Source organism: Bacillus atrophaeus (assembly GCF_001584335.1).
GTDB lineage: Bacteria > Bacillota > Bacilli > Bacillales > Bacillaceae > Bacillus > Bacillus atrophaeus.
In genome coordinates this window covers 348,889-374,528 of record NZ_LSBB01000020.1, presented here as the reverse complement: position 1 = coordinate 374,528, position 25,640 = coordinate 348,889, and the positions used below count along the sequence as shown (strand labels likewise).

Genomic DNA, 25,640 nt, shown 5'->3' with positions numbered 1-25,640 from the left:
CATTTCCGGTTTATTCTTTCACGTTAATCAATTTTGCGACAGCGTCTTCTTCTTCGAATTTACTGTCAAGCTTAGCCGTCAACACAATAATAAATTTACGAGAGCGAATATCCTTGTCCACTTCGATTCTAATATTGCGGGAGAAGCCTAGAATAATATTTTTCGGATGAGTCAAAATGATATCAGACGCATCATATTGCGCGTCTCCTTCGCCAACCGTATAAGGCTGAATATTGGACACTCCCTTGACCGGCACGCCGAATGCCGTAGACAATCCGCCTTGAACGGCGAGATCCCCTAAATTCGTCTGACGATCCGCCACCCGGTCTTTCCACTCAATTTCCATTCCATGAGACGTATAGAATCTGAATTCCTGCGGGATACGCAAATATTTCGGCGGGACGGCCTTCAGCCCTTTTTTAAATGTACCTCTGGAAAGCTCTTCACCAGCCGCGTCAACAATGTGAGATACCGCCTGTTTACGGATTCCGTCAAGCTGTGCGAGGTATGGATCCTTGGAAGCAGTATCACCGTTTACAATCAGCTCTTCGATATCAACAGCCGCCCGTTCCGCCAGGATTTGCATAATGGTTTGCTGGAGCCCGTCTTTTTCTATGTTGTTTTCCAGCGTGTCATACGTAATATTAATCTCCGCAATGACTTCTTTTGTGTTCAGCTGTACCGTGCTCGTTGAAGGAACAGTCAGCTCGTCATTTGATAAAGCCTTGCCCTCTTCAGCAGCACGCAAAATGCGCTGGCCGAAGCCGATTTTCTCAAATTTCTGTGAATCGTTTTCCATTTGAATCACACGGGATTCGCTGAAAATCGTAGGTGTGTTCTGCACCATACGGATAAATGCCGATGCTTGCGCAGGGTTCATAAGCCCTCCGCTTTTTAATGCTGAAAGCGACATTTCCGCTTTTTGAATGATGTCTTGATTTCTCAAATTGATTTCCTCCTCCTGACTGGTTTACAGCAGTCCGCTCCAAATTGATTTTTTGATTTGTTCTGCATTCCCGTTGCCGTCATCGGCGGTCTGTTTTGATGCGCCTCTTGTTTTTTCCAGCGCTTCAATGCGTTCGACAAGCGGGGCGAGCATATCTTCCACAAGCTTTTTCAGACGCTCTTCCTCTTCTGTCTGCTCCGGTTTTTCTTCCGCTGCTTCTGTATTTTTTTCGATTGCATCAAGCCGCTTTAACAGCGGGTACAATGCATGTTCAATGGATTCTTTCATCTCTTCCTTTTTCATATCCTTGGTGTCCTCCCCCATTTTCTGAAATCTGGTTTTCAGTCCTCTTTGACTGTCGCGATCAGACAGCAGCTGCTTGAATACACCCATCAATCCGGATGCTTTTTCATCAGGCTCTTCTTCATGCGTATCCGCAGTGCCCGCCATACTGTATCCTGTGATGACACCTGCTTTGATTTGCTCCCATACCTCATCGGCCGCTCTTGTCACGAGTACCCATGAGCCCTTTTTAATCAGCCGTGTGCCGATCTGGAAATCATCCGGCGCCACATACGATTCGACCACTTCGCCGGTTCCGCTTTGAAAATTGTGGTTGATGTCGATATTGCGGGCCTCCGCGAGAAAACCGTGGGCGGCCTTTTCAATTTCTTCAGCCGTCATATAATCGCCGTGCGCATCCGGCACATCCGGTTCGTAAACGATCCCATACACGAGTTTTTGTTCCTCACTCCCGCTTTTGGTAAATAGCCGGACTTCTTTCTCAAATGCCGGAGGCCCGGCAGACTTCGTAAAGAAAAACTCCGTCTGATTAGCGGCTTTGTCCACATAGCTCACAAAGCTGATTTTGGCATTTTTCAATTCTCTCGGCACCTGTTGCTTTCACCCCCTTTCAGGACTTTTTTAAACTTTCAATGCTTTCCTTTACGTCCTGTAAAAGAGCGGATTGGTCCTGCGGCTCGACGTCTTGTGCAGCCGGTCTGTTGTAGATGTCTTCCGGCCATTCCTCAAGGGTTTTGCCGAGCACCCGTCCGGCAAGATCTCTTAAATCATTAGGAGAAACTGCACCAGCCGTTATAAAAGGACCCAGCACTTTTGCGATCTCAAGCGGATCTCGAAAGTCGGGTCCTTTTAATGTTAGCCTTGCGTCATGAATATCCAATTCCGGCAAAAGAAGCGTGTTCAGTTTGTTTACGAGAATTTTCCTCTCCGGCTGAAACACCTGCTCTTCTGTTATTTTTCTGGCCGTATCGGCTGTCGCCCGGTTATATTCTTGTGCCTCGCCGGTATAGAGCGGCGGCAGACGGAAGGCGGATCGGAGTTTATTTCTGCTTTTGTCATCGTATTCCAAAAACAGCGCGTCATTTTGCAAAATTTCCGCAAGCGACTTGATTTCGACGGAAACAGGGGTAATGTCTTCTCCTCCGTGCAGGTCTTTTTCCTTGGCAATGCCTTCAGCTTCAATGAGGAGAAATTTATGGGCGTTTTCGACTCCTTCAAGATCATTCATATAGTCTTGCAGCTCTTTATACGAAGCTTCGGACAGCATTCCGTTTTCGACTGTAATCGCAGCAGGCACATGGCGTCCCTGCTTAAAATACATGAAGTTGAGTTCTTCCGCTTTTCTTGCGCCATATAAATTGACGATGTTTCCCACCCATCGAGGCACACCGTATGTGCCGCTGCCAATTTTGAGGTGGATTGCTTCATTGGCTTGAAGTTCCTCAGACAGTGTTTTCACATATTCTCCCGTTCGCATGTCCATTTTGCGCGGGTCTCCGTATTCCTTAAAAAATACTTTTTGCCCGTTTATCATTTGTACATATTTGCGAAAACGTTTTTGTCTTTTAATCGTCTTCGGTATGCCGTTTTCCTGGTATGTAAACATCACCTCAACAGGCTCCGACACACCGCATACCCGCATGTTTTTTACATCTAAATATTCGATGCCGGCCGGTTTTCCAGTTCCGTCCCGGAGCACTTCCATAAACCCGTTCCCCGTTTTCTCCCTGTCTTCAATGGCATAGCCTAAAATCACTTCAGCTGATTCATCAAAATGAAGGCAGCGGTAAAACGCTTCAAGCCGTGACCAATCTTTTTCCGCTCTTTTCTTTTTTGCCCGGTTGACATCTGAGCCGTTAATGTCAAATGTATATTCAACATCGAAGCCGAAGCCGGTAATATTGACCCGGTACGCATCTATGCACTGCTGAAGAATCGTAGAATATTCGGCGATCGTTTTCAGCTCGGTGATATTATAGGGCGGAGCGATAATGTCTTCTCCATACATATCAGAGAACTGGTCTTCATAAAGCTGCTTCGTCTTTGGAGCTGAGGCATTTGCTTTTAATACGGTGGCCCTGACTGTTTGATTCTGCGGCACTTTTATTTCCTCCTTTCTCGATTCGGACGGGTCCTTTCACTGGACGATTCTTTTAAATCGGCCACTTCATAGTCATCAAGCGCGTACCAGATCGCAGATAATGTGTGCGGATCAATGGTAAACTCATCCTCAATCAGCGCTCCGTCCTTATCTTTTGCATAGGTTAACGTTTGCAGCTCATAGATCGCATTTTGACAGCGGTCTGAGCAGATAATCTTCTTGAAACGCTTCACCTTTTTTGTATATTGCAAACGTGACCCCTGAAACTTCCTGGCTGCTACCATGCGAAAGCCCTGCTGGCGGAAATATTGGATGCTTTTAGGCTCTGCGGAATCAGCTTTAATGACTTCCTGTTTCTCGGCAAGCTCGCGAAGCTCCTCAGCCGTTCGGTCATCAGTCATTTTGTTTTTGTAGTACTCCCAGTAAATGTACAGATGCTTTTTCTCAGGATCAACGGCAAGCCGAATGACGGCATTGTAGGATTCTTCAAAGCCAAAATCCATTCCCGTCCGAAAAATCGGGCGGCTGATGTTTGCGATGCATTCCTCCGCCTGTTCGTGCGGCAGGACTTCAAATTGCGGCAGGACGCGAACGCCGTTAACGCCGAATCGGCCTTGGCGGGCAATCCTGTATAAGTCAGGATCGTACCGTTTCAATCCGTCCAGCTGTTTCACATAGCTCTCCGGAAGAAACAAGTTATCAAGCGCGGTGGAATGATGGTAATACGTGTCCCCAGAAACAATTGTGCGTTTCTTGTACAGCTCTTGATCATCCAATATATAACGCTTATTCCGCTCATCACGAAAAAAATGCCGGTACGTCCAATTGGATGTGCCGACCGGATTTGTTGTGCAGATCATATGAAGGTCAAGCTTCGGATGGCGCAAACGGCCGATCAGCTCCTTAAAACCTTCGTACTTCACTTCAGAGCACTCTTCAATCCATATTAAAGAAATATTATGAACGGATTTTAATTTCGCAGGGTTGTCCATTCCTTTAAACATGATGCGGCTGCCGTTTGCAAATCGCAGCTGAAGCGGTGAAGAAAGCGGAGTCACCGCCCGATTCAGACTGAGCTCCTCTAAGATTTCTTCAAAGAGCGCGAAGGTGGAATCACGATGGGTGTCAAACACCTCGCGAATCACAAGCGCTGTCCGTTTTTCCTTTAACAGCTTCAGAAGGATTTTCAGCGCGGTGTGATAGCTCTTTGACGATCCATAGCCCCCGACGAGAAATTGATATGTTTCATTCCAATTGAACAAGTACTCTTCGAAATGAGGATTGACTTCTTTTACAATCATGCTTTCTCCTCTTTGCGCGTTATCATAATTTCAACCGGATTTTCGCCCTCATCTGACTGATCCAGCTTCTGTTTTGCAAGCTTCAGCTTTTCATTTTCAATCTTTTGCTTAAATTGATCAGGGAATAAATCAAAGTATAATGACAGCTTTTCCAGCGCTTTCATCTTGTCAGCCAGCTTAATCGCAATACCTTCTTTTCCAAGCTTTGCTTCTGTCACGATTGTTCCGTCTACAAGACCTGAGTCCTTTACATCCACAAAGCTGATTTCCTTCATGATCGGATTGTCATCCTCATCAAACAACGGGCCTGACTTTCCGAAAGCCTGTACTTCTTTTTTTCCGAAGGTCACGTAGTCTGTAATATCAGCAAATGCGATTTTGACATACACTTGCAGCACATCCATCGCTTCAATGAAAACTTCATTGACCATCTCTTTTTTGATCCTCTTGATTTCAGCGGCGACTTTTTCATATTTAAGCAGCCTGCATCCTGTGACATGGGCGCTGTCAGCGGAATATCCCGCTCTGATTGCTGATTGTGTCGCGTTAAAGCTTTTCACATAATAGAGGCAAAACAAGCGCTGGCGTTCATTTAATTCATCATTGTCAATTTGCAGACGGTGTTTGTCTTTGCTTGCTGCTTTCGAAAACAAGGATTCCTTCCACTTGTCCTGTTTCTTCCATATTCCTATTGTTTTGGCGGAAACGCCTATTTTTTCGGCAATGGCCCGATTTGTGATATCGCCCTGATATTTTTGATAAATGTTAAATGCTTTCTCTCGCTGTTGTGTTTTCATGCTACGCCATCACCGCCACCTCCGAAATAGATTTCTATTAAAAAGAGCGGCTGAACGATCAGCCGCTTATTGTTTCATGCTCTATTCACTTATAGGTGGCAAACGTATGACAGCTTTTTAAGCTAAAGACAGTTTTCTTTCCTCTTTTTGTTTATGAATCTTTAATAAGGCCCGTTTGATGGTGGTTTGTACGGTTGATTTTTTCACGCCTAAAAGCGCGGCGATCCGTTCATATGAAAAGCATTCCACCTTATGCAAAAGAAACATTTCTTTTTCCCGTTCTGTTAACAATGATAGTGCTTCTTTTATCCTTCGGCGGTCTTCGTCAGACACCTGTCCGTCCGGCACGAAATCAATAGCCGAGGAAAAAGATTCGATGATTCTCGGATCTTTAATGAGCAGCCTTTGATAGGCGTCGCGGCGGTCAATGGCTCTTCGGATTCCTGGCTGCCTTCCTTTTTCCAGCCATTCTGTCACATATTCTAAATCCGTAATGATGCTTCTGATAATTTTTTTATCTTTCAGCTTTTCAGCGGACAGCTCTGATTCGTCAGCTTCTCCAAGCTGTTTATACAGCTTTCTCGTCTGTTTCAATGTGCGTTTGTATTCAAATAATAAGTCTTCCATTCTGTTATCCTCCTCATTTTCGGAACAAAAAAAGGACACCAATCAACGCACAGATTTTGTGCAATTGATCAGTGTCCTCAGGCTTTCCGTCTTGGACATATTCTTTTGTGAAAGCTTTAATTCAATTTGTAGCCAATTTCAAAATCGACGCGGGCCAGGTCTCCTTTTCTTGTTTCGACAAGGGTTTTTCCGTGCTCCGGCGCTTCTGTAAGCCAGGCTTCCCCCTTTAATCCGTCGACAATAATCACGCGGACCTTCCCATCCACAAGCTGGCTTGCGAGTGTGATAGAATCTATATTTATAAGTTTTTTAGGATTCATTATTTATTTTCCCCCGTTTTTGTGTGTCCTCTGCTTTTTCCTTCACCCGTTCAAGCTTATCTATGACAACATGTTTGCAGTCCGGCGACTCGCCTTTCAGAAAATCGAGCGCGTCCTTTACCGCTTCCAATAGCTCAGGCGCTGAAGCCATGAGCCGTGCATTGCCGTCTTGCGAGTACGAGCTGAGGTCAAACACAGCTGCGATCAGCCTGCCGTTTGAATAAGGGAATCTCCCCTTATCTTCTTCACTGTAAGCAGAATAAATATAGATCGGTTTTGATTCGCCGCCCGAGACTGCCTGCCACGGAGCGGGACTGCTTTTCCATTGTTTATTTTGCACTTGATCCTCACTTTCCGTCATCTTCATACCATTCTTCAATTTCTTTTTCCTTTCGTTTCGCCTGAAAAAACAGATATAACAAGGTCTTGATAAGCTTAATCAAGAGCATTCAGCCTCGCTTTCCCGGCTTCAATCACCTGTTCCAAATACGCAATAACAGGTGTCAAATCTGAACCGGCACGGCAATTCGGACATGGCCTAAAAACGGCTCCAATGCTTGTCGATTCAACGATCACTTTTTTGTTTTCACACAGCCTGCACATTACCGGATGCCCTCCAATCTATGGTTCAGATCAAATACGTTTCCTTTTATAATCACTAAGTAGTCGCTGCACATTTCATAGATTCTTGTCCCGAGCGCTTCATCCACCCTCACAAGTTCTTCGACGGTGAGTTCGCTTGAAAGGAGAATTGGTTTATGATTTAAGTAGCGATAATTGATGACTGAATACATTTGTTCAATCTGCCAGTCAGTAGCTCTCGGCTTTCCGTTGACAGGCTTAAATAAATCATCAATGAACAGAACGCCGGACTGTTTGATACGGCTGAGCTTTGCTTCCAGCAAATCGAAATCATTTTTCAAATCAGTAAAACCCTCCACAAACGGAAAATATACGACAGGAACGTGCTGCGTTTTCATCAGCCGGTTGGCAGCAGCTGTAAGCAAATGCGTTTTACCCGAGCCGGGCTGCCCTAAAAGAGCTATACTGTTTTTGCGTGCGGACTGTATGTCTTGAAAGAGCTCAACAAATTCGGCCGCACACTCGTACGCATCAATCACTGCCTGAGGCTTCCCTGCCGTATGGAAACCTTCAAAGCTCAGCTTGCTGAATTCAGCGGTAATTTCACTTGCGCCAAGCAGCCGCCTTACTTTTCGTTCACCGACACAGCCGCATACCGCCCATATGTCCTGTCCGTTTTGTTTTTTGAGAAAGCCCCCTTGGTCCTTGCAAGCCGGACAATCATAACGGTTTTCGTCTGATTCGTCCGATTTGTTCACCAGTAATGGACGTTTTCCGCTTCTCAGTTCGGCAAGGATTTGTTCGAGCGTTCGTTTGGTCATTTGGCATATTCCTTTCTTTTAAAGGCATGAAGCCTTTTTTCACTTGCTGAGCGGAAAATCGGTCATCAATGAATTTCGCGCAATAACTGAAGGCCTTTATCGTTTCCGCGGCACTTGTCCGCCGTTTTTCAAAAGCATCAAAACATTGGTCAAGCCATTTGATTGTCTGCAGCACGGGAACACCCCGGCCGACAATTCGGGCGATGGCTTGATAATCACGAGAGGAAGGGTATACAGTGCGCCCCTCTTGCGCAGATCTCAGCTCTGTAAAATGGTTTGCAATGGCATCAACCGCTTTATCAGCAGCAGTATGAATCATTGTGTTATCTTTATCAGACAGGACGTTATTGTCCGTCCTTTGCGGCATCTTTGTCCGCTCCACAGCGTCAGAGTGGTCTTGCTTGTCCGTTCTGGGAATAAACTTTTTCGAATGCCGGACTGAAATCATTACTCCGTAAGGCGCACGCCTCACCATGATGTAACCGTTCTTTTCCAACTGGTCGAGCCATCTTCTGACGGTTTTTTCACTGACTCCGAATACGTCCGCCATCTCCTTTGCTTTTAACGGCTTATGCCCCAGCACAATGCCCCAGTTCACGCCATCTTTTCTTCTCTCTTTAGTCGTTGAGCTGATAAACCACAGAAACAGCCACACAGCCGATCCTATTTTGTCATAATGTTCTGAATTCAATAGTCCTGAATATGTGAAAAACGGATAGCTTTTATTCCTCTCCACCTTGCTCCCCCGCCTTCTTCAATCGCAAATACAGTTCGTATTGCGCGCGATTTTCAAATTGAAATACAGGATGGCCGTTCGACGTGAATGTGATTGATCCGCCTGTCTTTCCAAGGTGCTGCTGATCTATGGGATTTTGACTGAAAACAATTTTAATCGGATTCATTTACCCGCCTCCTGATACAAAATTTTTCTCTTTTTGATACGTTTTGTATCTCTATGTTTTTGATTATACACGATACGTTACGTATCATCAAGTTATTTTTGATACTTTTTTTATCAATCGTTTATTTTGATACCGTTTGTATCTATAATAAGAGTAACTTAGGGAGTTTCCAAAAAGAGAGGTCATACGATGATAGGCGGCAGATTGAAGAGTCTCAGAGGAAAAAAAACACAAGAAGAAATCGCAAACCATATCGGTGTATCACGCGCCAGATATTCTCACTATGAAAACGGCCGCAGCGAACCCGATTATGAAACACTGCAAAAACTGGCCGATTACTTTCAAGTGACAACCGATTATTTGCTGACAGGAAAAGAAAAAAAGTCTGACGATGACATCTTTTCAGACCCGGATTTACAGATCGCTTATCGGGATATGCGGGACTTTTCTCCGGAAAGCAAACAGCAAGCGATCGAATTCATTAACTATTTAAAAGAAAAAGAGAAAAACCGAAAACCGAAAAATAAATAAATGTCCTTTGTTCTCTAAATAATATGATAAATAGGCCGATATAAAGAATGGTGTTTATTTTTATAAGAAAAGGGAAAGATTTCTACAAACTTTTTCAGTCCTGTAACAGGGCTTTTCTTTTTCACACAAAACGGAACATATGTTCGAAAAGGGGTATTCAATTGGGCGATTACTTATCACATCTGGAGGAATACGTAAAAAATGTATACTGCCGTCTGGGAATGACTTCTCCTCAGCACATTGACATGCTGAGAATTGCAAGAGAACTTGATATTTGGGTTCATTTTGAAGACACAGGAAGTATGATGGTGAAGCATGACGGAATGTACAGTATTGTCTTAAATCAAAGGCAATCCGCAGAGGAGCAATGGGAGGACTTTGCGCATGAACTGTGCCACGTGTTAAAGCACGCCGGCAATCACTTTCATATGAACAAGCTTTTTAGAGAGCTTCAGGAATTTCAAGCCAACCAATTTATGTATCACTTCTGTGTGCCGACCTTTATGCTGTTACAAATGGAATTTCCGCAGTGGAGAAGCCACGCTGTTTCCATGATTGCTTCCGCGTTCCGCGTTACAAAGAAATTCGCGGAAAGAAGGCTGGAGCTTTTCGAACAGCGTAAAGCAGGTATTCAATTTCAGAAGCGGCTGGCTTATCTCCTGTCAGATAAGCGGCACACTAAAGACGCTCCCCGTGAATGGTTCGGCTATCAGGAAACTGAGCAGCCGCAATCACTGGTTGCCGAACAGCAAATGCAATATCATTACAATAAGTATTAATTAGCAAAGCCGGCCTGTTTTACAAGACAGGCCGGCTGACAGTCCAGAACTTTGACATTGGGTATTGAAGCTCTTTTATACAAGAGTATTCCTCCCTCTGCACATTCACACAACTTACAAAGGCAGTGAGAGATATTGCAGGTCCAGTATCCAATCATTCTCTGCAAAAGGCAGCCTTTACCGCGCTGACATATCGTGAGAAATGCTCATTTTTTGTCCGGTCCCGCTCTCGCCATCCAAAGTCGTCAAATAATGCGCTTCGCTGAGCCATGCTTAACTCTAATTGGACGCCAAGCGTTTTTTTGCTTCTGTTCACAATATTCATCGGATGCACACCAGCCAATTGCTCTTTATCCGACACAAGTTCAGCACTGAATCCTGATGCCTTCAAGCTTTCAGCAACAGCCGCGGCTCTGGGCCGGTCAGTGCCGCCGACCAAAGTGTGCCGCCGGTTCGGATCTCGGTAGCCGTGGATAGAAAGCGCGTATTGATGTGCCTTTACCTTCTCAAGTGCGAGCGGTTCATTAAACCTAGTGCTTGTCACATGCAAGGCTTGGTTGTTGCGGCGTTTCATTCCTTCAAACAGATAAACGGAACATTCATCGGAAAAGGCCCTCACCAGCTCGCTTACTCCCGGCTCAATTCCGCCGCCGTGCGGGCTCAGTACGATGCGGTCGCTTCCGCTATTCTCCTCATAGATAATCCGGTATTCTGATTCTGCAGCGGCGAGAGACTTAAAACTGTGATAGACATCTTTCATTTCTGGTGCGCTCCTTTATTTAGTGGCACCAGTTTATCCTATAAAACTATAAATGAAAACCCTTTTGTAGTATGATGTGCTGGAAGAAACTCGTATGGAGGGGATCGTATGGGATTTATCAACGGCATGTTCGGAAATGCCTCAACTGTTTCAAAAGCATCTGCCGAAGAAGAACTCGCTTCTATTTTAATAGAGGGAGAGAGTGTGGATGCTGCATTTAAATTAGTGCGTGATTTAATCGTCTTTACGGAGAAACGCCTGATTCTTGTCGATAAACAGGGCCTCACAGGAAAAAAGACAGAATACCAATCTATACCGTATAAAAGCATTTCCAGGTTCAGCATTGAAACGGCCGGCCGTTTTGATCTTGATTCAGAGCTTAAGATTTGGATTTCAGGCACTGAACTTCCGGCGGTATCAAAGCAATTCAAGAAGGATGACAGCATTTACGACATTCAAAAGGTGCTTGCTGCGGTTTGTATGTAATGAGTCTTTTTATTGACCAAAAGGAAGCTTCTGAACGAAGAGAAGCTTCCTTTTTTCAATTATACGAGTTTCGCCATCATCCGCGCTTTCGTCTTCGGCCCATAAATTCCATCAGCCGTTAAGCCGTTCATTAATTGGAACCGTTTCACCGCATTTGCCGTTTTCGCTCCGTAAAAGCCGTCTACCCCGTTGTTTTTCGCCCCTTTGTCAGGATAAAAATAAAGAGCTGCCAGCGCTCTTTGCACTTGAATGACTTTTGTTCCCTTCGTCAGCGGACTCGTTAATTTGATCACACCTGATGGGAGCGGATATGCAGTAGCTGATTCGCTTACCGGTGCGGACTTTGCTTGCGTCTGATTGATTTTCAGTACCTGGCCGGCTTTGATTTTATTAGGATCTGAGATATTGTTCCAGCTTTGCAGCTGCTTCACACTGACACCTGAGGCTTTGGCAATCGCAGATAACGTATCTCCTTTCTTCACCTGATAAGATGAAGTCACGGCTGCTGTCTTTTTTGAAGAGAAACTGCTGCCGCTTACTTCTTTCTCAATAGCGGCCTTCACTTGATCCCAGCGTCCCTCTGATAAGATGCGGTGCGGACAATACTTGCCGTTCCAATCCTGATGCTTTCTGACCCGATCGATGCCCCAGCCTCGCTCCTTTAAAAGCTGCGCCACAAATTTCACAGCCAAGGCTTCAGCCGCCCGGTACTTTTCGCCTCCCGACTTGCTGTAGCAAATTTCCACACCGATGGACTTGCGGTTTCCAGTGCCGTTCGTGCCGTCTCCCGTATGCCATGCGTTCCGATCCAAAGGCAGTCCTTGAATCACTTCTTTGTCATCAACCGCAAAGTGGAAGCTTGTAGAGCTGTTGTTCCCGATCATGTAGCTGATTTCATTAGCGGCAGACGCGTCATTCGCCGTATTGTGAATCGTAATGTATTCAGCATTCATAGCGTTGGGACATTTCAGCGTGTACTTATCCGCAGAAACCAGATTCTTCTTGACTTCAATCGTCACCTATCATCTCTCCTTTTTTCTTTTTATCATGAATAGGTGGCATTCGTAGGACGGACAGAGTATGTCATCAGCCCTTCATTACTGGTTAAAAGTGTTAAAATCGAGATAAACAGGAGAAATGAATGATGAAGACTTATTTGAGGCTGACTGCAAAAACAGATTGTTTTGGTAGGGGGCACGTACCCGGCCACTATGGATGTTTGGACCGTTTACAAGCTGAAAACCGCTTAAACATGTTCGGTCTATTCAGCGATGCCACGGGCTGCGCATACATAATCGAGGTGAATTCGTTAGAGGAAGCGTCTGAAAACAGGTCATTCGGATCCGCTTGTTAAGAGCGGGTCCTCTAAGCTTATTAAAGAAGAATCCGGCGGATAAAAAAGACCCTTCAGCAAAACGAAGGGTCTTTTTGGCTATTGTCACGTTTGATTGCGCGCTGCAATATCAAACGTATTCCCTGTTTTGTCTGCTGTTTCACCTGCATGAGGCATCACCTGAGTAAAGCTGAATCCGACCGCAACGAGCAACAAACCTGTCATTAATTTAGATTTCATATAAACAATCTCCTCTCTGGATTTGTTTTTGTGCGTGCACCATCTTTTCGTAAAATGCGAGTGCTTTTTCGGGCTGTCCATTTTCAATATAAAATTGGGCAGCATCATGTGCCAGCTCTTCGACATAGGGATATAGCATATGTTCCTCAAGAAATTGGAATGTGCGAGCCACTGATTCTGTATCAACGCTCTTTCCGTATAAGGCATGCAGAAACTGAAACAGCTTTACAAATAATTCATCACAATATTGATAGGCAATTTCCAAGCCTTGCCGATATTGCTCCTGCGCTGCGGTGTAATTTTTTTGTTTATAAAGAACTTGTGTTAATGAGTAGATAGAATGCGGAAGATTGTCGAACTTTTCTGACTTGCAAATGGATACGGATTTCTCAAAGTATTCAGCTGCCTTGTAGAGGTCGCCCATTTTTTCGTAACAGTTTCCAAGATTGTATAAGGCCGAACTAATGAGACGGGGGCTGCCTTCTTTTTTTGCAAGATCTAAAGCCAGTTCTAGGTGGGGCAATGCTCTTTCTGGATACTGCATATCATCATAATTCCCTGCAATAACGAATTCACATTGGATTCTGCGGACGGTGTAAGTTTCATACGATTGGTATGTCTCTAGCGCCTGAATGGCATAACTCATCGAAACATAGGTCTGTTTTAAATTGTAAAAAATCTCAGCCATTTTAAAAGCAAACTCAGCTTTTTCAATATCATCCGAGACAAAAGCAAGATTTTTTTCTGCCCGTTTGTAAAACATCATCGCGTTCAGAAACATTTTCTGTTTAAATTCATACATCCCGCGAAAAAAATTGAAGTAATAATCGAGCAGTCCGGTCAGCTTGTACTGATTCCCTTCAATGTCTTCTAATAATTCTGAAAATTCTAGTTGAGATGCGTCCCCTTCCAAAGGCTTGATGTAATCCAGCATGACGCGATGTCTAAATTCCATTAAAGAATAATACAGCAGTAAATCTTGGTCTTCTTCCATATCCTCAATTTCTCTCTCTACTTCCAGCTTGACGCGTTCTGCGTCTGCCACGTGGAACTGTCGGATATGTGTGTACCATTCATTAATTTTTAGCCCGACAAAAGAGGACGGAATAGTCTGCTTCATCCTCAATTTATCCCCCCTTTATGAATGACCGAGATATGTCATATTTTATCATATTTACAAGAAAAAGAAGAACGCAAAAAGACCGCAATTGTCGAATTTCGGCTAACCGCAAGCTTATTTCGAAAAGAAAAAGCCGAATTCTCCGCTATTTCCTTATCGATTCTTCTGCATAATTTAAATGCTTAAGGCTTTTTGCTTGTGTCTTGATGATTTATGATATAGCATTTCAATGCAGTTTCATTTTCCTAACTATGGAGGGGTGCCCTATGAGTAAAACGAGTCACATTGTCAGCCATTTTTTATCACATCGGAACGTAACAGTTGAACTGATCGAAAAAATCAGCAAAGAACATTATAGCTACAAACCTGCGGAAACATCCATGTCAGCAGAAGAAATGGCCAAACACATGCTTTTCTCTTTCTATCAATTCGCAAATGTCATTAAAGAAGGAAGCCCGGCTCCTTTCCAAAACCCGCCGGAAGAAACAGAGACTGATCTTAACGTGTTAGCGAAATCATATACTGAAAAAACAGCTGCCATTTTGGAAGATTTGACAGAGGAGCAGATGAATAAAGAAATTGATCTGACAGCCGCCTTTGGCAGAAAAGTAACCGGTGCGGCGCTGCTGCAGCTTGCTATGGAGCATGAAATCCACCATAAAGGCAATCTCTTTGTTTATGTCAGAGAGATGGGACATACGGAATTGCCCTTTTATCAACAAAAATAAGCTAAACGAAAAAAGATACCTGCCGTCCAGGTATCTTTTCTTTGTTATCCCATAATTGGCAGCGTCCATGTGTTTAAATGGCTGCCACTTTCGCATCTGAAGAAAAAAAGACGCATATCAATATTTATCACGGCTTGGAGCAAGAAGATCAAAGGCTTGTCGTTGAACTTGTGACAGACCATGTGAATAAAGATGTGAAGTGAAAAATAGGCACGCCGGTCTTGATCTGGGAAACCAGAATCAAGACCGGCGTTTTTTGTATGGTTGGGTATCACTCTTTTCGGATGTTTTCATTAATATATATAAAATTCTAAATTTTCGATTGCTAAAACGGGATTAATTATATATAATCTTATAAAAATAATCGGAATTAAGCAGGAGGCATTATGATCAGCATCAGCATTATAATTATGGGTTTGTTTGTAGGCACTCTGGTTGGTTTAACAGGGGTTGGAGGCGCCGCGCTTTTGACCCCGCTTTTGATTTTATTGGGAATTAATCCGTCCATTGCGGTCGGAACTGATCTTGTTTATAATTCGATCACAAAGCTGTTTGGCGTTGCTTCACATTGGAAACAAAAAACCATAAACCTCAAGCTCGTCAAATACTTAGCCATCGGCAGCATTCCGAGCGCTTCGGCTGCGATTGGAATTCTTCACATGTTCCCTGCCTTTCACCAGCATCAAGAGGAGATTATCAAACACGCGCTCGGTTATGTGATGACATTGGTTGCGCTCTCCATTATCATTCGTGTTTTTTTAGATAAAAAACTGCGTCCGAACCGCTGGCAGCTGAAATCCCTGGAGGATAAACGCGCGCTTACAATTCTGATCGGAGTGGTATTCGGGTTTATCGTGGGGTTAACCTCAATTGGGTCCGGCTCGTTATTTGCGATTGCTATGCTGTATTTATTCAAAATGAAAACCTCTGAAATCGTTGGAACCGATATCGCCCACGCCTTTCTGCTCGTCACGGTGGCGGGTTTACTGAATGCGAGTTTCGGAAGCGTCGATTATCTGTTAGCTGCCAATTTGCTGATCGGATCGATTCCCGGCGTCCTGCTCGGCAGCCATTTCTCGCCTAAATTTTCGCCCCGTCCCTTACAATTTATCATGGCCGCGATCATATTAATAAGCGGGTTAAAACTGATTTAACTGCGTAAAGGCCATCCGCTGCCGGATAGCCTTTTTTTCTTTATAGCGTAACACCCGATTTAAAAATGGCCAATTCTCTGAAATCATTCTTTTCATTATTCACAAATTCCCCGCTTGCAGCCTCAATGATATAATCAATAAACTCTTTTAAGACCGTTTCTTCAGATATATTGTCTTCTAACATACGGCCCGCATCAAAATCAATCCAGTGGGGTTTCGTTTGATAGAGCTGAGAATTCGTTGATATCTTCACCGTCGGGACAAAAGTGCCGAACGGCGTGCCTCTTCCCGTCGTAAACAGCACAATCTGGCACCCGGCCGCCGCTAAAGCGGAGGAAGCGATTAAATCATTTCCCGGCGCACTCAGCAGGGTTAAGCCTTTTGTCTTGAGAACTTCCCCGTACTTTAACACATCCGTCACCTTAGATATGCCGGCTTTTTGCGTACAGCCGAGTGATTTATCCTCAAGCGTGGAAATGCCCCCCTCCTTGTTTCCGGGTGACGGATTTTCATAGATCGGCTGTTCGTGCTTGACAAAATAGTGTTTAAAATCGTTAATCAAATCGACGATCTTATGAAACACCTCTTCATCAGCAGCCCTTTGCATCAATATCGTTTCAGCACCGAACATTTCCGGCACTTCAGTCAGAACGGTGCTGCCCCCTTGAGCGATAATATAATCGGAAAACCTGCCCAGTAAGGGGTTGGCGGTGATTCCTGAAAAGCCGTCTGAACCTCCGCACTTCAAGCCGATTTTCAGCTCTGATAATGGGATATCCTCACGTTTATCTGTTTTTGCCGCTTCATGTATCTCCTTCAGCAGTGTCACGCCTTCTGATAATTCATCTTTCACAGACTGAGACTCAAGAAATTTCACCCGGTCTGTCTCCGTATCATGAAGCGCTTTTTTAAGGACTGACAATTCATTATTCTCGCAGCCGAGTCCTAAAACCAATACACCGCCCGCATTAGGATGGCGTATGGCGTTGAGCAGCATTTGTTTCGTATTTTCGTGATCATCGCCAAGCTGCGAACAGCCGTATTGGTGCTTTAATACGTGTACATTGTCAAACGGAGCAATGTCTCCTATTTCTTTCTCAAACCGCTGAATCATTTTCTCTGCGATGCCGTTCACACAGCCTACGGTCGGCACAATCCATAGTTCGTTCCGCACGCCGGCACTTCCGTTTTCTCTTCGATATCCTTTAAATGTCCTGCTTTCATAAGGAAAAGGATTTTCTTCGAAGACCGGTGTATAGCTATATGTTTGGATATCACTTAGATTTGTTTTGGAATTATGAACGTGAATATGCTCGCCGGCAGAGATGTCTTTTGTCGCCCGTCCGATGGGAAAACCATACTTGATAATACTGCTGTTCTCTTTTATATCAATTAATGCTATTTTGTGGCCTTTTTTGATATGGCCCTTTAGCTTAACCGTTTGGCCGTCCGTTTGTAGCTGCTCTCCTTTTTTCATATCCCGCAAAGCCAGGAGCACGTTATCATTTTTATGAATTTGCACATATGCTTTCAATTCACTTCACCTCTTTTATACAGCATTCTTCAAGCGCTTGTTTCATCCCCCGTTCATGAATCATACCTAGGAAAAAAGCGGTTCTTTTGGTCAGCCCGGGGATCTCATTCAAATTCGAGCCCCACAGCTGCTGTTCGCCTAATGCAGTTGAAGCTATGGTGTACATATCTTTGTCCGGCCCGCTCCATACTTTTTCGAAAAAGCTGAGAATGTTCGGACTATCCTGAAGCTCAATGGTTTCTCCATCTCTGATACCCCGGTAATAATAAAGCAGAGCGCTTAACGCAAACACCAAACGTTCCGGCAGATGCCCCTTCTGTCTGACATAAACGGCTAGGGTTGGAAGATTCCGCGTGGTGAATTTAGAGACAGAGTTTAGCGCGATGCTGTGCAAATAATGTTTCATAAACGGATTTTTAAACCGATCAAGCACCTCTTCCGCATATTCAGTAAGCCCTTCCATGTCTAAAGTCGGAATGATTTCTTCAAAAATAAGCTCTCGGACGAAGCGCCCCGTCACCTCATGCTCAATCGTTTCGCCAACCGTATCCAAGCCGTACAAATATGATACTGGCGTCATTGCCGTATGAGCGCCATTTAACATTCTGACTTTCTTCGTCCGGTAAGGAGCAAGATCATCAACAATCAACGTATTTAAGCGGGCCTGGGCGAAAGGAAGTTCATCCTTAAGATCATCGGGCCCTTCTATCACCCATAAATGATATTGCTCCCCCACTACGACTAAATTGTCTTGATAACCAAGCGCAGCGGTGATCTCATCAATCGTGTCAACAGGAAAACCGGGAACAATCCGGTCTACTAAGCTATTACAAAATGTATTAGCATGATGAATCCAGTTCGTAAAACCTTCTCCCAATTGCCAAAGCGCCGCATATTTGAGAACGATTTCCTTCAGCTTGCGGCCGTTTTCTTCAATTAATTCACAAGGAATGATCATACAGCCCTTTGTCGAATTTCCCGTAAATGCCTGATACCGAAAGTATAGAAATGCTGTTAATTTCCCAGGGAATGTTTGCTGCGGCTTATCATCCAAACGGTCTTCCTCATTAAACATAATGCCGGCCTCGGTTGTATTAGAGACGATAAAACGAAGCTCCTCTTCGGCGGCAAGCTTTTTAAAAGATTGATAGTCAGAAAAAAGATCAATGCCGCGGCTGATGGAGCTGATAATCATATGCTCGCTTTTCGGGTGTCCATTTTTCATACCCTGCAAAAAAAGAGTATATAATCCATCCTGCTCATTTAATGTCTTGATTTTTTTCGAACCTCTCGGCTGCACCGCGACCACACTTCCTTGAAATCCAGCCTCCTGATTCAGCTTCTCAACCTGCCAGTCAACAAACGCCCGCAGAAAGTTTCCTTCTCCGAATTGAAGAATTTTTTCAGGATATTGCCTGTATCCTTCATAGATGCTTTTATTAAGCTTTTGCAAAGAGTACCGCCTCCTTCTCGATTTTATGCACACGTTAACATTTTCACGTATAAGGAATCCCGCTTGTAAACGGGTCATTGCTGTGTAAGTTTTCTGACCGAATCTCTTACCATAAACTCGGTGTTTTCGAATATTTTTTCGCTCTTGAGACTCGGGTCGTGAATCAGCGCTAAAATTTTTTCCGCACCGAGTACACTTATATTTTCAACCGGCCGTTTGACCGTTGAGAGCCTCGGCGTGATATATTGAGAAAAACCAATGTCATCAAATCCGATGACAGATATATCGTCAGGGACACGCAGCCCTTTCGCGAAAATGGCGTTCATCGCTCCAATGGCCATGTCATCATTTGAACAAAAGACTGCCGTGGGTGGATGCGGAAGCGCCAGCAGCTTATCCATCGCCTGAAATCCGCTTTCCATATCATATTGTCCCTTTACACTGTATTCATGATTGATCGGAATATGATGGCGAATCAACGCTGACAAATAGCCTTCTTTACGCTGCTGGGACGACTTAAAGCCCTCGATTCCCTCAATAATCGCGATCTCTCTATGGCCGTTTTTAATAAAGTATTCGACTGCTTGCTGAGAGCCTTCTTTATCATTCGATAAAATGTTCGTAATGCTTCTGTCATCAATATCTCGGTTCAGGACGACAAGCGGGATGTTTTTTTCTCGGATATGGTAAATAAACGAGTTGTCAATATCACTCTGGCTCATCAAAATAATGCCGTCATATCTGATATGGTTAATGGTGTCGTAGCTTTTCAGATCATCAATTCCCCGCACAAACAGATTATATTCTTCACTGATGACACGGTTTACGCCTTTAATGGTATCGGCGAAGAAACTGTGTGAGGTGCCGTTTGTGATGCTTGTAAAGAAAAGCCCGATGGTGTGGGATTTCTGCATAGCAAGACTTTTGGCATTGACATTTGGCGTGTAATTCAGCTGTGTTGCGAGGTCAAGGATTTTTTTCTTTGTATGCTCTTTAATGTACGGGCTGTCATTCAGCGCTCTGGAAACGGTCGTGTGGGATACGTTTGCGAGTTTTGCGATATCTTTTATGGTTACCATCTGTTTCCCTTCCTTATTTAGCCTGCTGCGATTTTAATCATATTGTATCATCAACGTCCAGCCTCTAACACTTTGTTTAATGTGTTTTGGCGCTGTTTAACTCTTTAATGATCTCCGCATGCTGTCTGTCGGTTAATTTGTACATCCATCCGATAATCAGCATCGCGCATGTTAAAGCAATCGCCGGATATAAAAGAAGCAGCCCTTTAATTCCCGTCAGCGTATCGGCGGTTTGTGCGGCATTCGGCACATACCCAATGAGACTCAGACCCACGCCGGAAAGGAACCCCGACAGAGATTGTGCAAGCTTTCGCGAAAAATTAAACAGCGAATAGGTGGTGGCTTCTTTCCGCACCCCTGATTTCCATTCGCCGTAATCAATAATATCAGAGACAAGCGCCCACGTTATGCCGTTGGGAATACTGATCCCGATAAATGCAATGCTTGCCAGAATGGTAAACAGATAGACATTTGCAGGCAGGAAAAAATTAGCGAGATCAGCCGCGATACTGATAGAAAAGCCGATCATGGCCGTTTGTTTTTTTCCAAACCGCTTCACAAGCTTTGGCAGAAAAACAACACCTAAGAAGGACGAGCCTATAATGATAAAACTCATATATGACATTAATTGAACGTTATGAAGATTATATTGGGCAAAATACACAAGCATCGCAGATGTTATAAGCGGAGATAGAAAAAATCGTCATTAGTACTAGAGTCAGCAATGGCTTATTGATGATAAACGTTTTCGCAACGGATGTGAAAGAAAACTTCTCCTTCGGGGCTTCATGTACGATAATTCTCTCTTTACAATTTCGATAACAGATATAAAAGCCGGCAACGCCAATAACAGACATCATTCCCATCACAACTGGATAGCCGATATGCACATTGTTGAACTGTACGAGAATTGGAATAACAATCACGCTCGTAATGAGCAAGGCGCCCAATGAACCAATTTGGCGGAACGTTGAAAGAGCGGTCCTGTCTTCTGCATCCTGTGTAATCGCCGCGCTGAGCGAACCGTACGGGATGTTGACAAACGAATAAGCCACCCCCCACAGCATGTACGACGCGTACGCATATACAAGCTTCCATGTGATGGAGACATCAGGCGAAACAAAAATCAAGACGGTCAAAACCGCAAGCACGATGCTTCCGAATAACAGATACGGCCGGAATTTACCTCTTGGCCCGATATTTTTTCTGTAATCAATAGCTGAGCCGACAATCGGATCGGTAATGGCCGCAAACAGCTTGCTGACTAAAAAAATACTTCCTGCATATACGGCCGGAATGCCGGCGACATCCGTGAAAAATTTCAATAAATAAATTTGCCCCAGGTCAAACATAAATCCGTTCCCAAAATCACCGAAACCGTAGGATACCTTCTCTTTCAAACTCAGCTTTTTTTCTTTGACATGAATAGATGCATCCCTATTTATAACTATCTGGCTCATAAGTCACCTCAAATGGATGAATATTTTCAAAAACGGAAGTACTCTTTTGCATTGTTATAGCAAATTCCCTGGACAATTCCTCCCAATAGCTCCGCATCAAGCGGCGCCTCTCCATTCTCCGCCCACTCTCCGATCAGATTGCAGACAATTCTTCGGAAATATTCATGCCGCGTGTATGAAAGAAAACTTCTTGAATCTGTCAGCATCCCAATAAACCGGCTGAAAAGGCCTACGTTTGATAACGCTTTCATTTGTTCGGTCATACCGTCTTTTGAATCATTGAACCACCATGCTGTGCCGAACTGAATTTTCCCCGGTGTCACGCCGTCTTGAAAGCTGTTGATCATGCTGGCGATGACATAGTTATCATTGGGATTCAGGGAATACAAAACCGTTTTTGGCAGCTGGTTTTTCTCCTCAACGGAGTTTAGGAGCCGGTACAGAGGCTTGGCGATCTTTTCATCATTCATAGAATCATAACCAGAATCCGGTCCTAATTTTTTCATCATTTTCGTATTGGTATTTCGCAGCGCATTGATATGAAATTGCATCGCCCAGTCTAATTCAGTATATAACCCGCAGAGAAATTGAAGCGTATACGTTTTAAACTTCTTCTCATCCTCATAAGAGACTCCGCTTCCTTGTAATCTCGCAGAAAAGATAGTGCCCGCTTCATCCTTTGTTGTCTCTGCATAAACCATTGAGTCAATCGCATGATCGGATACCCGCCCGCCTGCTGAATGAAAAAAACGAACCCGTTTCTCTAAAGCCTGTAAAAAGCCATCATAGTCTGTAATGGAAGAGGCTGCTGCGTGTTCTAACGCCTGCACCCACTCAAGAAAGCCTTCGCGGTTGATTTCAAGCCCCTTATCCGGCCGGAATCCGGGTACAACTTTGACAGGAAATTCGCCGCTTTCCTTTAATGAAAGATGATATTCCAATGAATCTATTGGATCATCCGTCGTACATATCACCCTTACATTTGATTTTGTGATAAAATCTCTAGCTGTAAAACCTTCGCCTTGAAGAAGCTCGTTTGTGCGCTGCCAAATGGCTGGAGCCGTTTTTTCATTAAGTATGTCATAAATTCCGAAAAAACGGCGCAGTTCCAAATGAGTCCAATTATACAGCGGATTTCCAATTGCCATCGGCACCGTCCTCGACCACGCCATAAATTTCTCTTCGTCAGATGCATCACCAGTAATAAATCTTTCTTCAATGCCATTCGCTCTCATGATCCGCCATTTGTAATGATCTCCGTACAGCCATGCCTCCGTTATATTGTTAAATCTTTTACTCTCATAGATTTCTTTCGGGCTTAAATGGCAATGATAATCAATTATCGGCATCTCTTTTGCATAGTTTTGATACAAATTGACAGCGGTTTCATTACTAAGCAGAAATTGTTCGTCCATAAACGATTTCATCTTCTCACCGTCTTTCTATTATATTTTGTGCCAAAATGTTAACGTTAACATTTTGGTTGGTTTCATTTTACCTGTTTATTCCTGTAACTTCAATCTCTATTTACAAATAAATTGTTAACGTTCTCATTTTGGAACCTAAGGAAACGCTATTGGCATATTTACTTTTCACCATACAATGTTGACGCGATTATGTAACAATCGCCGATCAAAAGCCGGCTGGGGATCGGGACATAATTACTAATTTTGGGTTGCTTTAAAGAATAAAAAAGACATTACCTCCAAGCGTCCCAGAAAGGGCGCTTTTCGGCAATGTCTACAGACAGCTTGTAAGGCTTAGTAAGCCAAGCTGAAAAGACCTTTAATATGTGTTAAATAACGTACATTACTTGCTTCTTTCATCAAGGAAGCAGGCATACCTTTAAGAGGCGTAGCGTTTGCTCCGATGATCGCAACCGCGTCTTTGCGGCCAAGGCTTGCAAGTGTACCGGAGTTTACCGGCTTGAACGTTTCTAACGTTTTGTTTTCTAAGTAAGCATACAGGTTGTAACCGATAAGCTCACCCATTTGCCAAGCGATTTGCGCTGTCGGCGGGTATGGACGGCCGTCCGGCGCAAAGTAAACCGCGCTGTCTCCGGCAACAAATACATCTTCGTGAGAAGTAGATTGAAGGAAATCGTTAACAGTCGCGCGTCCGCGATTCACTTCAAGGCCAGATTCGCCCACTAATGGATTTCCTTGTACGCCGCCAGTCCAAACAAATGTGTTTGTCACGATTTTTTGGCCGTCTTTCAGGTCAACAACGTTTCCTTCCACATTTGTAACAGGAAGACCTGTTAAGAACTCAACGCCTCGTTTTTCAAGACTTGCAGTCGCGCGTTCGATTAAGTCGTCAGGAAGCACAGGAAGGATTTTCGGACCTGCTTCAACCAATTTCAGCTTAATTTCTTTCGGGTCTACGCCGTAGCTTTTCGCAAGATTCGGCATGATGTCAGCAAGTTCACCGACAAGTTCAACACCAGTTAACCCGCCGCCGCCGATAAGGATCGTTGCGTCAGCTTCATTTTTTGTTTTCGCATACTCGCGCACACGGTCTTCAACATGCTTGTAAATCTTGTTCGCATCTTCAGCTGATTTAAGCACCATGCTGTTTTCTTGAAGTCCTGGGATGCCGAAGTAAGCTGTTACGCTTCCAAGTCCTACAACAAGCGCATCATACGTTAATGAAGAACCGTCTGAAAGAGCCACTTCTTTTTTATCAACAGAGAAAGAGTTTACAGCTGCGATTTTAAGATCGATATCTTTTCCTTTTAAAAGCTTCTCTAACGGCATAGCAATCGCTTTTTCAGAAACGTTGCCTGCTGCCAGACGGTGTAATTCCGTAATGATTTGATGAGTCGGGTATTTGTTAACCACTGTTACTCGCGCTTCATCTTTACTGTAATGTTTGCGAACTGTTAAAGCAGATAGGACACCGCCGTAGCCAGCGCCTAAAATGACAATATGTTTTGACATCGTATATCCTCCGTCCTTTAATCAAATTAATCTACGTATATTATTTTTGGTTTTCGCGTTCAGACATGATCTGCAAGTAGCTTTGAGCGAAGCGGAACAGCTTCTGAGCCTGAGGGTCTTTCAGCATTCTGAGCAAACCGAAAAGTCCGATGACTTCATTGCTTTCATCCGCGCGGTCTTTTGCTTCAATTGCTGTTGCAGCTACTTCTTTAGCCGTTTCTTTTACAGGCTCAAGAATTTCTGTAAGCGCACCCACTGTGTCGCTCTTCAATACTTCATCAGTCGCAACTGACTGTGCGAAATCATATGACTTCGTCAAAATGTTCACCAACTCAGTCAGTTTTGGAAGCTGGTCTACTAAAGCAGTCAATGATTCTTGAACTTCTGGTTTTAACAGCTGATCAATTAAATCTTGTTGACCTTGGCTAACAGATACATTTGTTTGATCGATTGTTTCTGGCATATCCGATTCTCCTTTACTATAAGCGATGTGCTGATTTTTTTTGGAAAGGGCAGTACACTCTCAATCCCGCGCCTTTCAGGGCATGAGAAGAAGGATTGTGAATTTATGCACAATCATCCGCAAAAATAAATGTTTCCTACCCAGTTTTTCACTTTGCCATATTCAGTATTATTTTTATCTCCTAAAAACAATTGAATAAGTCAAAATCCCTTTTCCCCTCTGAAAATAGCAAACTTAAAAAACCCAATTTATATTTACTTCTATATGATAACACTTTTTGAACAAAATTTGAACGTGAATTGTTTCGTTTATGAAATTAATTTATATGGAGCTTGAGTTATAACGTTTCTAAAATACTATATATTTACAAAAAATAAATTTAATCCTTCTGCCAAATATCAAGGAGCGGCGCTTTTTTTCCCGTTATTGGATCCCGGTCGGGAAGCGGCACTCGTTTGATTCTTTCTATCGCTTCTGTGCGCTCTCCCGGTTTTCCTGTCTTCAGATCGTACTGCCGGCCGTCCGGGTAAGCCCCGATAACAGTAAAATCTGAGCTTGAGTCTATATTTTTATGCCCCGTTCCTGCGGGAATCACCGCCGCATCCCCCTCCTGCACGCTGATGCTGACTCCTTCTTCCCCGCCGAATTGAATGGTGGCGCTTCCATTTATGACCACAAGCACTTCGTGGGTATTGCTGTGATAATGGTGCTGTTGAAATACGCCCCCTGCCCAGCTGTTTGTCCATTGGTTTTGGTTTACGATTTGCTCCGCCTGCTCCAGCCGGCCTTTTAAAGCTTCTTTGTAAATAACGAGCGGAAGGGCCGGATGATTCGGGATGCTGCCGCCGTCTTGCAGAAAAAATGTCTCTGTTTTCATTTAA

General features: G+C 44.0%; 29 protein-coding genes and 2 pseudogenes. 7 read left to right on the top strand and 24 right to left on the bottom strand.

The window, feature by feature from the left end; genetic code table 11:
- Nucleotides 1-10: 10 nt before the first annotated feature.
- The 12 genes from AXI57_RS15550 to AXI57_RS15500 all read right to left on the bottom strand — a co-directional run bounded on the left by AXI57_RS15550 (nt 11) and on the right by AXI57_RS15500 (nt 8,700).
- Nucleotides 11-946 carry a phage major capsid family protein gene (locus tag AXI57_RS15550; protein WP_010788336.1) on the bottom strand — a complete coding sequence of 312 codons (936 nt, stop codon included), beginning with the start codon at nt 944-946 and terminating at the stop codon, nt 11-13.
- Between the two features lie 24 nt (nt 947-970).
- Complete coding sequence (locus AXI57_RS15545; protein WP_061670584.1) at nt 971-1,840, bottom strand: XkdF-like putative serine protease domain-containing protein; 870 nt, start codon at nt 1,838-1,840, stop codon at nt 971-973.
- A 19-nt stretch (nt 1,841-1,859) separates the two neighbouring features.
- Nucleotides 1,860-3,350, bottom strand: coding sequence for a phage portal protein (locus AXI57_RS15540; protein ID WP_061670583.1), 1,491 nt, complete (start codon nt 3,348-3,350; stop codon nt 1,860-1,862).
- Between the two features lie 2 nt (nt 3,351-3,352).
- Nucleotides 3,353-4,651 (bottom strand): PBSX family phage terminase large subunit, encoded by a 1,299-nt coding sequence (locus AXI57_RS15535; protein WP_061670582.1) that lies wholly within the window; start codon nt 4,649-4,651, stop codon nt 3,353-3,355.
- Nucleotides 4,648-5,448 carry a terminase small subunit gene (locus AXI57_RS15530; protein ID WP_003327457.1) on the bottom strand — a complete coding sequence of 267 codons (801 nt, stop codon included), beginning with the start codon at nt 5,446-5,448 and terminating at the stop codon, nt 4,648-4,650. Before AXI57_RS15530 ends, AXI57_RS15535 begins: the two co-directional genes overlap by 4 nt.
- A gap of 117 nt (nt 5,449-5,565) precedes the next feature.
- The gene (locus AXI57_RS15525) at nt 5,566-6,075 is read right to left on the bottom strand and encodes a sigma-70 family RNA polymerase sigma factor (RefSeq protein ID WP_061670581.1); all 510 of its coding nucleotides are present in this window, start codon (nt 6,073-6,075) and stop codon (nt 5,566-5,568) included.
- Nucleotides 6,076-6,191: 116 nt separating this feature from the next.
- Complete coding sequence (locus tag AXI57_RS15520; protein ID WP_061670580.1) at nt 6,192-6,398, bottom strand: XtrA/YqaO family protein; 207 nt, start codon at nt 6,396-6,398, stop codon at nt 6,192-6,194.
- Nucleotides 6,385-6,756 carry a hypothetical protein gene (locus AXI57_RS15515; RefSeq protein ID WP_061571295.1) on the bottom strand — a complete coding sequence of 124 codons (372 nt, stop codon included), beginning with the start codon at nt 6,754-6,756 and terminating at the stop codon, nt 6,385-6,387. The genes AXI57_RS15520 and AXI57_RS15515 overlap by 14 nt, the downstream gene beginning before the upstream one ends.
- A 74-nt stretch (nt 6,757-6,830) precedes the next feature.
- Complete coding sequence (locus tag AXI57_RS21775; protein ID WP_003327463.1) at nt 6,831-6,998, bottom strand: hypothetical protein; 168 nt, start codon at nt 6,996-6,998, stop codon at nt 6,831-6,833.
- Nucleotides 6,998-7,798: an ATP-binding protein gene (locus AXI57_RS15510; protein WP_061670579.1), complete on the bottom strand. Its 801-nt coding sequence runs from the start codon at nt 7,796-7,798 to the stop codon at nt 6,998-7,000. The genes AXI57_RS21775 and AXI57_RS15510 overlap by 1 nt, the downstream gene beginning before the upstream one ends.
- Nucleotides 7,698-8,534, bottom strand: a complete 837-nt coding sequence (locus tag AXI57_RS15505) for a winged helix-turn-helix domain-containing protein (RefSeq protein WP_061670578.1) — start codon at nt 8,532-8,534, stop codon at nt 7,698-7,700. Before AXI57_RS15505 ends, AXI57_RS15510 begins: the two co-directional genes overlap by 101 nt.
- The gene (locus AXI57_RS15500; RefSeq protein ID WP_003327467.1) at nt 8,521-8,700 is read right to left on the bottom strand and encodes a hypothetical protein; all 180 of its coding nucleotides are present in this window, start codon (nt 8,698-8,700) and stop codon (nt 8,521-8,523) included. The genes AXI57_RS15505 and AXI57_RS15500 overlap by 14 nt, the downstream gene beginning before the upstream one ends.
- Before the next feature lie 189 nt (nt 8,701-8,889).
- Between AXI57_RS15500 and xre the strand changes: the two genes are divergently transcribed.
- Together xre and AXI57_RS15490 are read left to right on the top strand one after the other, a co-directional pair.
- Nucleotides 8,890-9,231 (top strand): HTH-type transcriptional regulator Xre, encoded by a 342-nt coding sequence (xre, locus tag AXI57_RS15495; RefSeq protein WP_003327468.1) that lies wholly within the window; start codon nt 8,890-8,892, stop codon nt 9,229-9,231.
- Nucleotides 9,232-9,392: 161 nt separating this feature from the next.
- Nucleotides 9,393-10,010 (top strand): ImmA/IrrE family metallo-endopeptidase, encoded by a 618-nt coding sequence (locus AXI57_RS15490; protein WP_003327469.1) that lies wholly within the window; start codon nt 9,393-9,395, stop codon nt 10,008-10,010.
- A 154-nt stretch (nt 10,011-10,164) separates the two neighbouring features.
- Here AXI57_RS15490 and AXI57_RS15485 read toward each other — a convergent pair whose 3' ends face one another.
- The gene (locus tag AXI57_RS15485) at nt 10,165-10,770 is read right to left on the bottom strand and encodes a poly-gamma-glutamate hydrolase family protein (protein ID WP_061670577.1); all 606 of its coding nucleotides are present in this window, start codon (nt 10,768-10,770) and stop codon (nt 10,165-10,167) included.
- 108 nt (nt 10,771-10,878) lie between these two features.
- Here AXI57_RS15485 and AXI57_RS15480 point away from each other — a divergent pair, with 108 nt between their 5' ends.
- Nucleotides 10,879-11,256 carry a PH domain-containing protein gene (locus AXI57_RS15480; protein ID WP_061670576.1) on the top strand — a complete coding sequence of 126 codons (378 nt, stop codon included), beginning with the start codon at nt 10,879-10,881 and terminating at the stop codon, nt 11,254-11,256.
- 59 nt (nt 11,257-11,315) lie between these two features.
- Here AXI57_RS15480 and AXI57_RS15475 read toward each other — a convergent pair whose 3' ends face one another.
- A complete protein-coding gene (locus AXI57_RS15475) occupies nt 11,316-12,275 on the bottom strand; it encodes an N-acetylmuramoyl-L-alanine amidase (protein WP_003327472.1) in 960 nt (319 codons plus the stop codon).
- A gap of 125 nt (nt 12,276-12,400) precedes the next feature.
- On the opposite strand from AXI57_RS15475, the pseudogene AXI57_RS21595 reads away from it, so the two are divergent.
- A pseudogene (locus tag AXI57_RS21595) lies at nt 12,401-12,653 on the top strand (YciI family protein).
- A gap of 41 nt (nt 12,654-12,694) precedes the next feature.
- Here the strand turns inward: AXI57_RS21595 and AXI57_RS21440 are convergent.
- Together AXI57_RS21440 and AXI57_RS15465 are read right to left on the bottom strand one after the other, a co-directional pair.
- Nucleotides 12,695-12,829, bottom strand: coding sequence for a PhrA family phosphatase inhibitor (locus tag AXI57_RS21440; RefSeq protein WP_088116973.1), 135 nt, complete (start codon nt 12,827-12,829; stop codon nt 12,695-12,697).
- The gene (locus AXI57_RS15465; RefSeq protein WP_010788318.1) at nt 12,819-13,955 is read right to left on the bottom strand and encodes a Rap family tetratricopeptide repeat protein; all 1,137 of its coding nucleotides are present in this window, start codon (nt 13,953-13,955) and stop codon (nt 12,819-12,821) included. The genes AXI57_RS21440 and AXI57_RS15465 overlap by 11 nt, the downstream gene beginning before the upstream one ends.
- A 260-nt stretch (nt 13,956-14,215) precedes the next feature.
- Between AXI57_RS15465 and AXI57_RS15460 the strand changes: the two genes are divergently transcribed.
- The 3 genes from AXI57_RS15460 to AXI57_RS15455 all read left to right on the top strand — a co-directional run bounded on the left by AXI57_RS15460 (nt 14,216) and on the right by AXI57_RS15455 (nt 15,831).
- Entirely contained in the window at nt 14,216-14,677 is a 462-nt protein-coding gene (locus AXI57_RS15460; RefSeq protein ID WP_003327477.1) for a DinB family protein, read from the top strand.
- A 77-nt stretch (nt 14,678-14,754) separates the two neighbouring features.
- Complete coding sequence (locus AXI57_RS22310; RefSeq protein WP_255265363.1) at nt 14,755-14,880, top strand: hypothetical protein; 126 nt, start codon at nt 14,755-14,757, stop codon at nt 14,878-14,880.
- 186 nt (nt 14,881-15,066) lie between these two features.
- On the top strand, nt 15,067-15,831 hold the full coding sequence (locus tag AXI57_RS15455; RefSeq protein WP_034718355.1) for a sulfite exporter TauE/SafE family protein: 765 nt from the start codon (nt 15,067-15,069) through the stop codon (nt 15,829-15,831).
- A 40-nt stretch (nt 15,832-15,871) separates the two neighbouring features.
- On the opposite strand, the gene AXI57_RS15450 is transcribed toward AXI57_RS15455, so the two are convergent.
- The 8 genes and pseudogenes from AXI57_RS15450 to AXI57_RS15415 form a co-directional block, all read right to left on the bottom strand.
- Nucleotides 15,872-17,365 carry a UxaA family hydrolase gene (locus AXI57_RS15450; RefSeq protein WP_061670574.1) on the bottom strand — a complete coding sequence of 498 codons (1,494 nt, stop codon included), beginning with the start codon at nt 17,363-17,365 and terminating at the stop codon, nt 15,872-15,874.
- Between the two features lies 1 nt (nt 17,366).
- On the bottom strand, nt 17,367-18,818 hold the full coding sequence (locus AXI57_RS15445; RefSeq protein WP_061670573.1) for a tagaturonate reductase: 1,452 nt from the start codon (nt 18,816-18,818) through the stop codon (nt 17,367-17,369).
- 74 nt (nt 18,819-18,892) lie between these two features.
- Nucleotides 18,893-19,897, bottom strand: a complete 1,005-nt coding sequence (locus tag AXI57_RS15440) for a LacI family DNA-binding transcriptional regulator (RefSeq protein ID WP_013390480.1) — start codon at nt 19,895-19,897, stop codon at nt 18,893-18,895.
- A 76-nt stretch (nt 19,898-19,973) separates the two neighbouring features.
- Nucleotides 19,974-21,357 (bottom strand): annotated as a pseudogene (locus tag AXI57_RS15435) (glycoside-pentoside-hexuronide (GPH):cation symporter).
- A 26-nt stretch (nt 21,358-21,383) separates the two neighbouring features.
- Nucleotides 21,384-22,784, bottom strand: coding sequence for a glucuronate isomerase (gene uxaC, locus AXI57_RS15430; RefSeq protein ID WP_061670572.1), 1,401 nt, complete (start codon nt 22,782-22,784; stop codon nt 21,384-21,386).
- Nucleotides 22,785-23,117: 333 nt separating this feature from the next.
- Complete coding sequence (locus tag AXI57_RS15425; protein WP_061670571.1) at nt 23,118-24,296, bottom strand: NAD(P)/FAD-dependent oxidoreductase; 1,179 nt, start codon at nt 24,294-24,296, stop codon at nt 23,118-23,120.
- Nucleotides 24,297-24,336: 40 nt separating this feature from the next.
- Nucleotides 24,337-24,759 carry a helical membrane plugin domain-containing protein gene (locus AXI57_RS15420; RefSeq protein WP_003327487.1) on the bottom strand — a complete coding sequence of 141 codons (423 nt, stop codon included), beginning with the start codon at nt 24,757-24,759 and terminating at the stop codon, nt 24,337-24,339.
- A gap of 379 nt (nt 24,760-25,138) precedes the next feature.
- Nucleotides 25,139-25,636 carry a cupin domain-containing protein gene (locus tag AXI57_RS15415; RefSeq protein WP_061670570.1) on the bottom strand — a complete coding sequence of 166 codons (498 nt, stop codon included), beginning with the start codon at nt 25,634-25,636 and terminating at the stop codon, nt 25,139-25,141.
- Nucleotides 25,637-25,640: the final 4 nt, after the last annotated feature.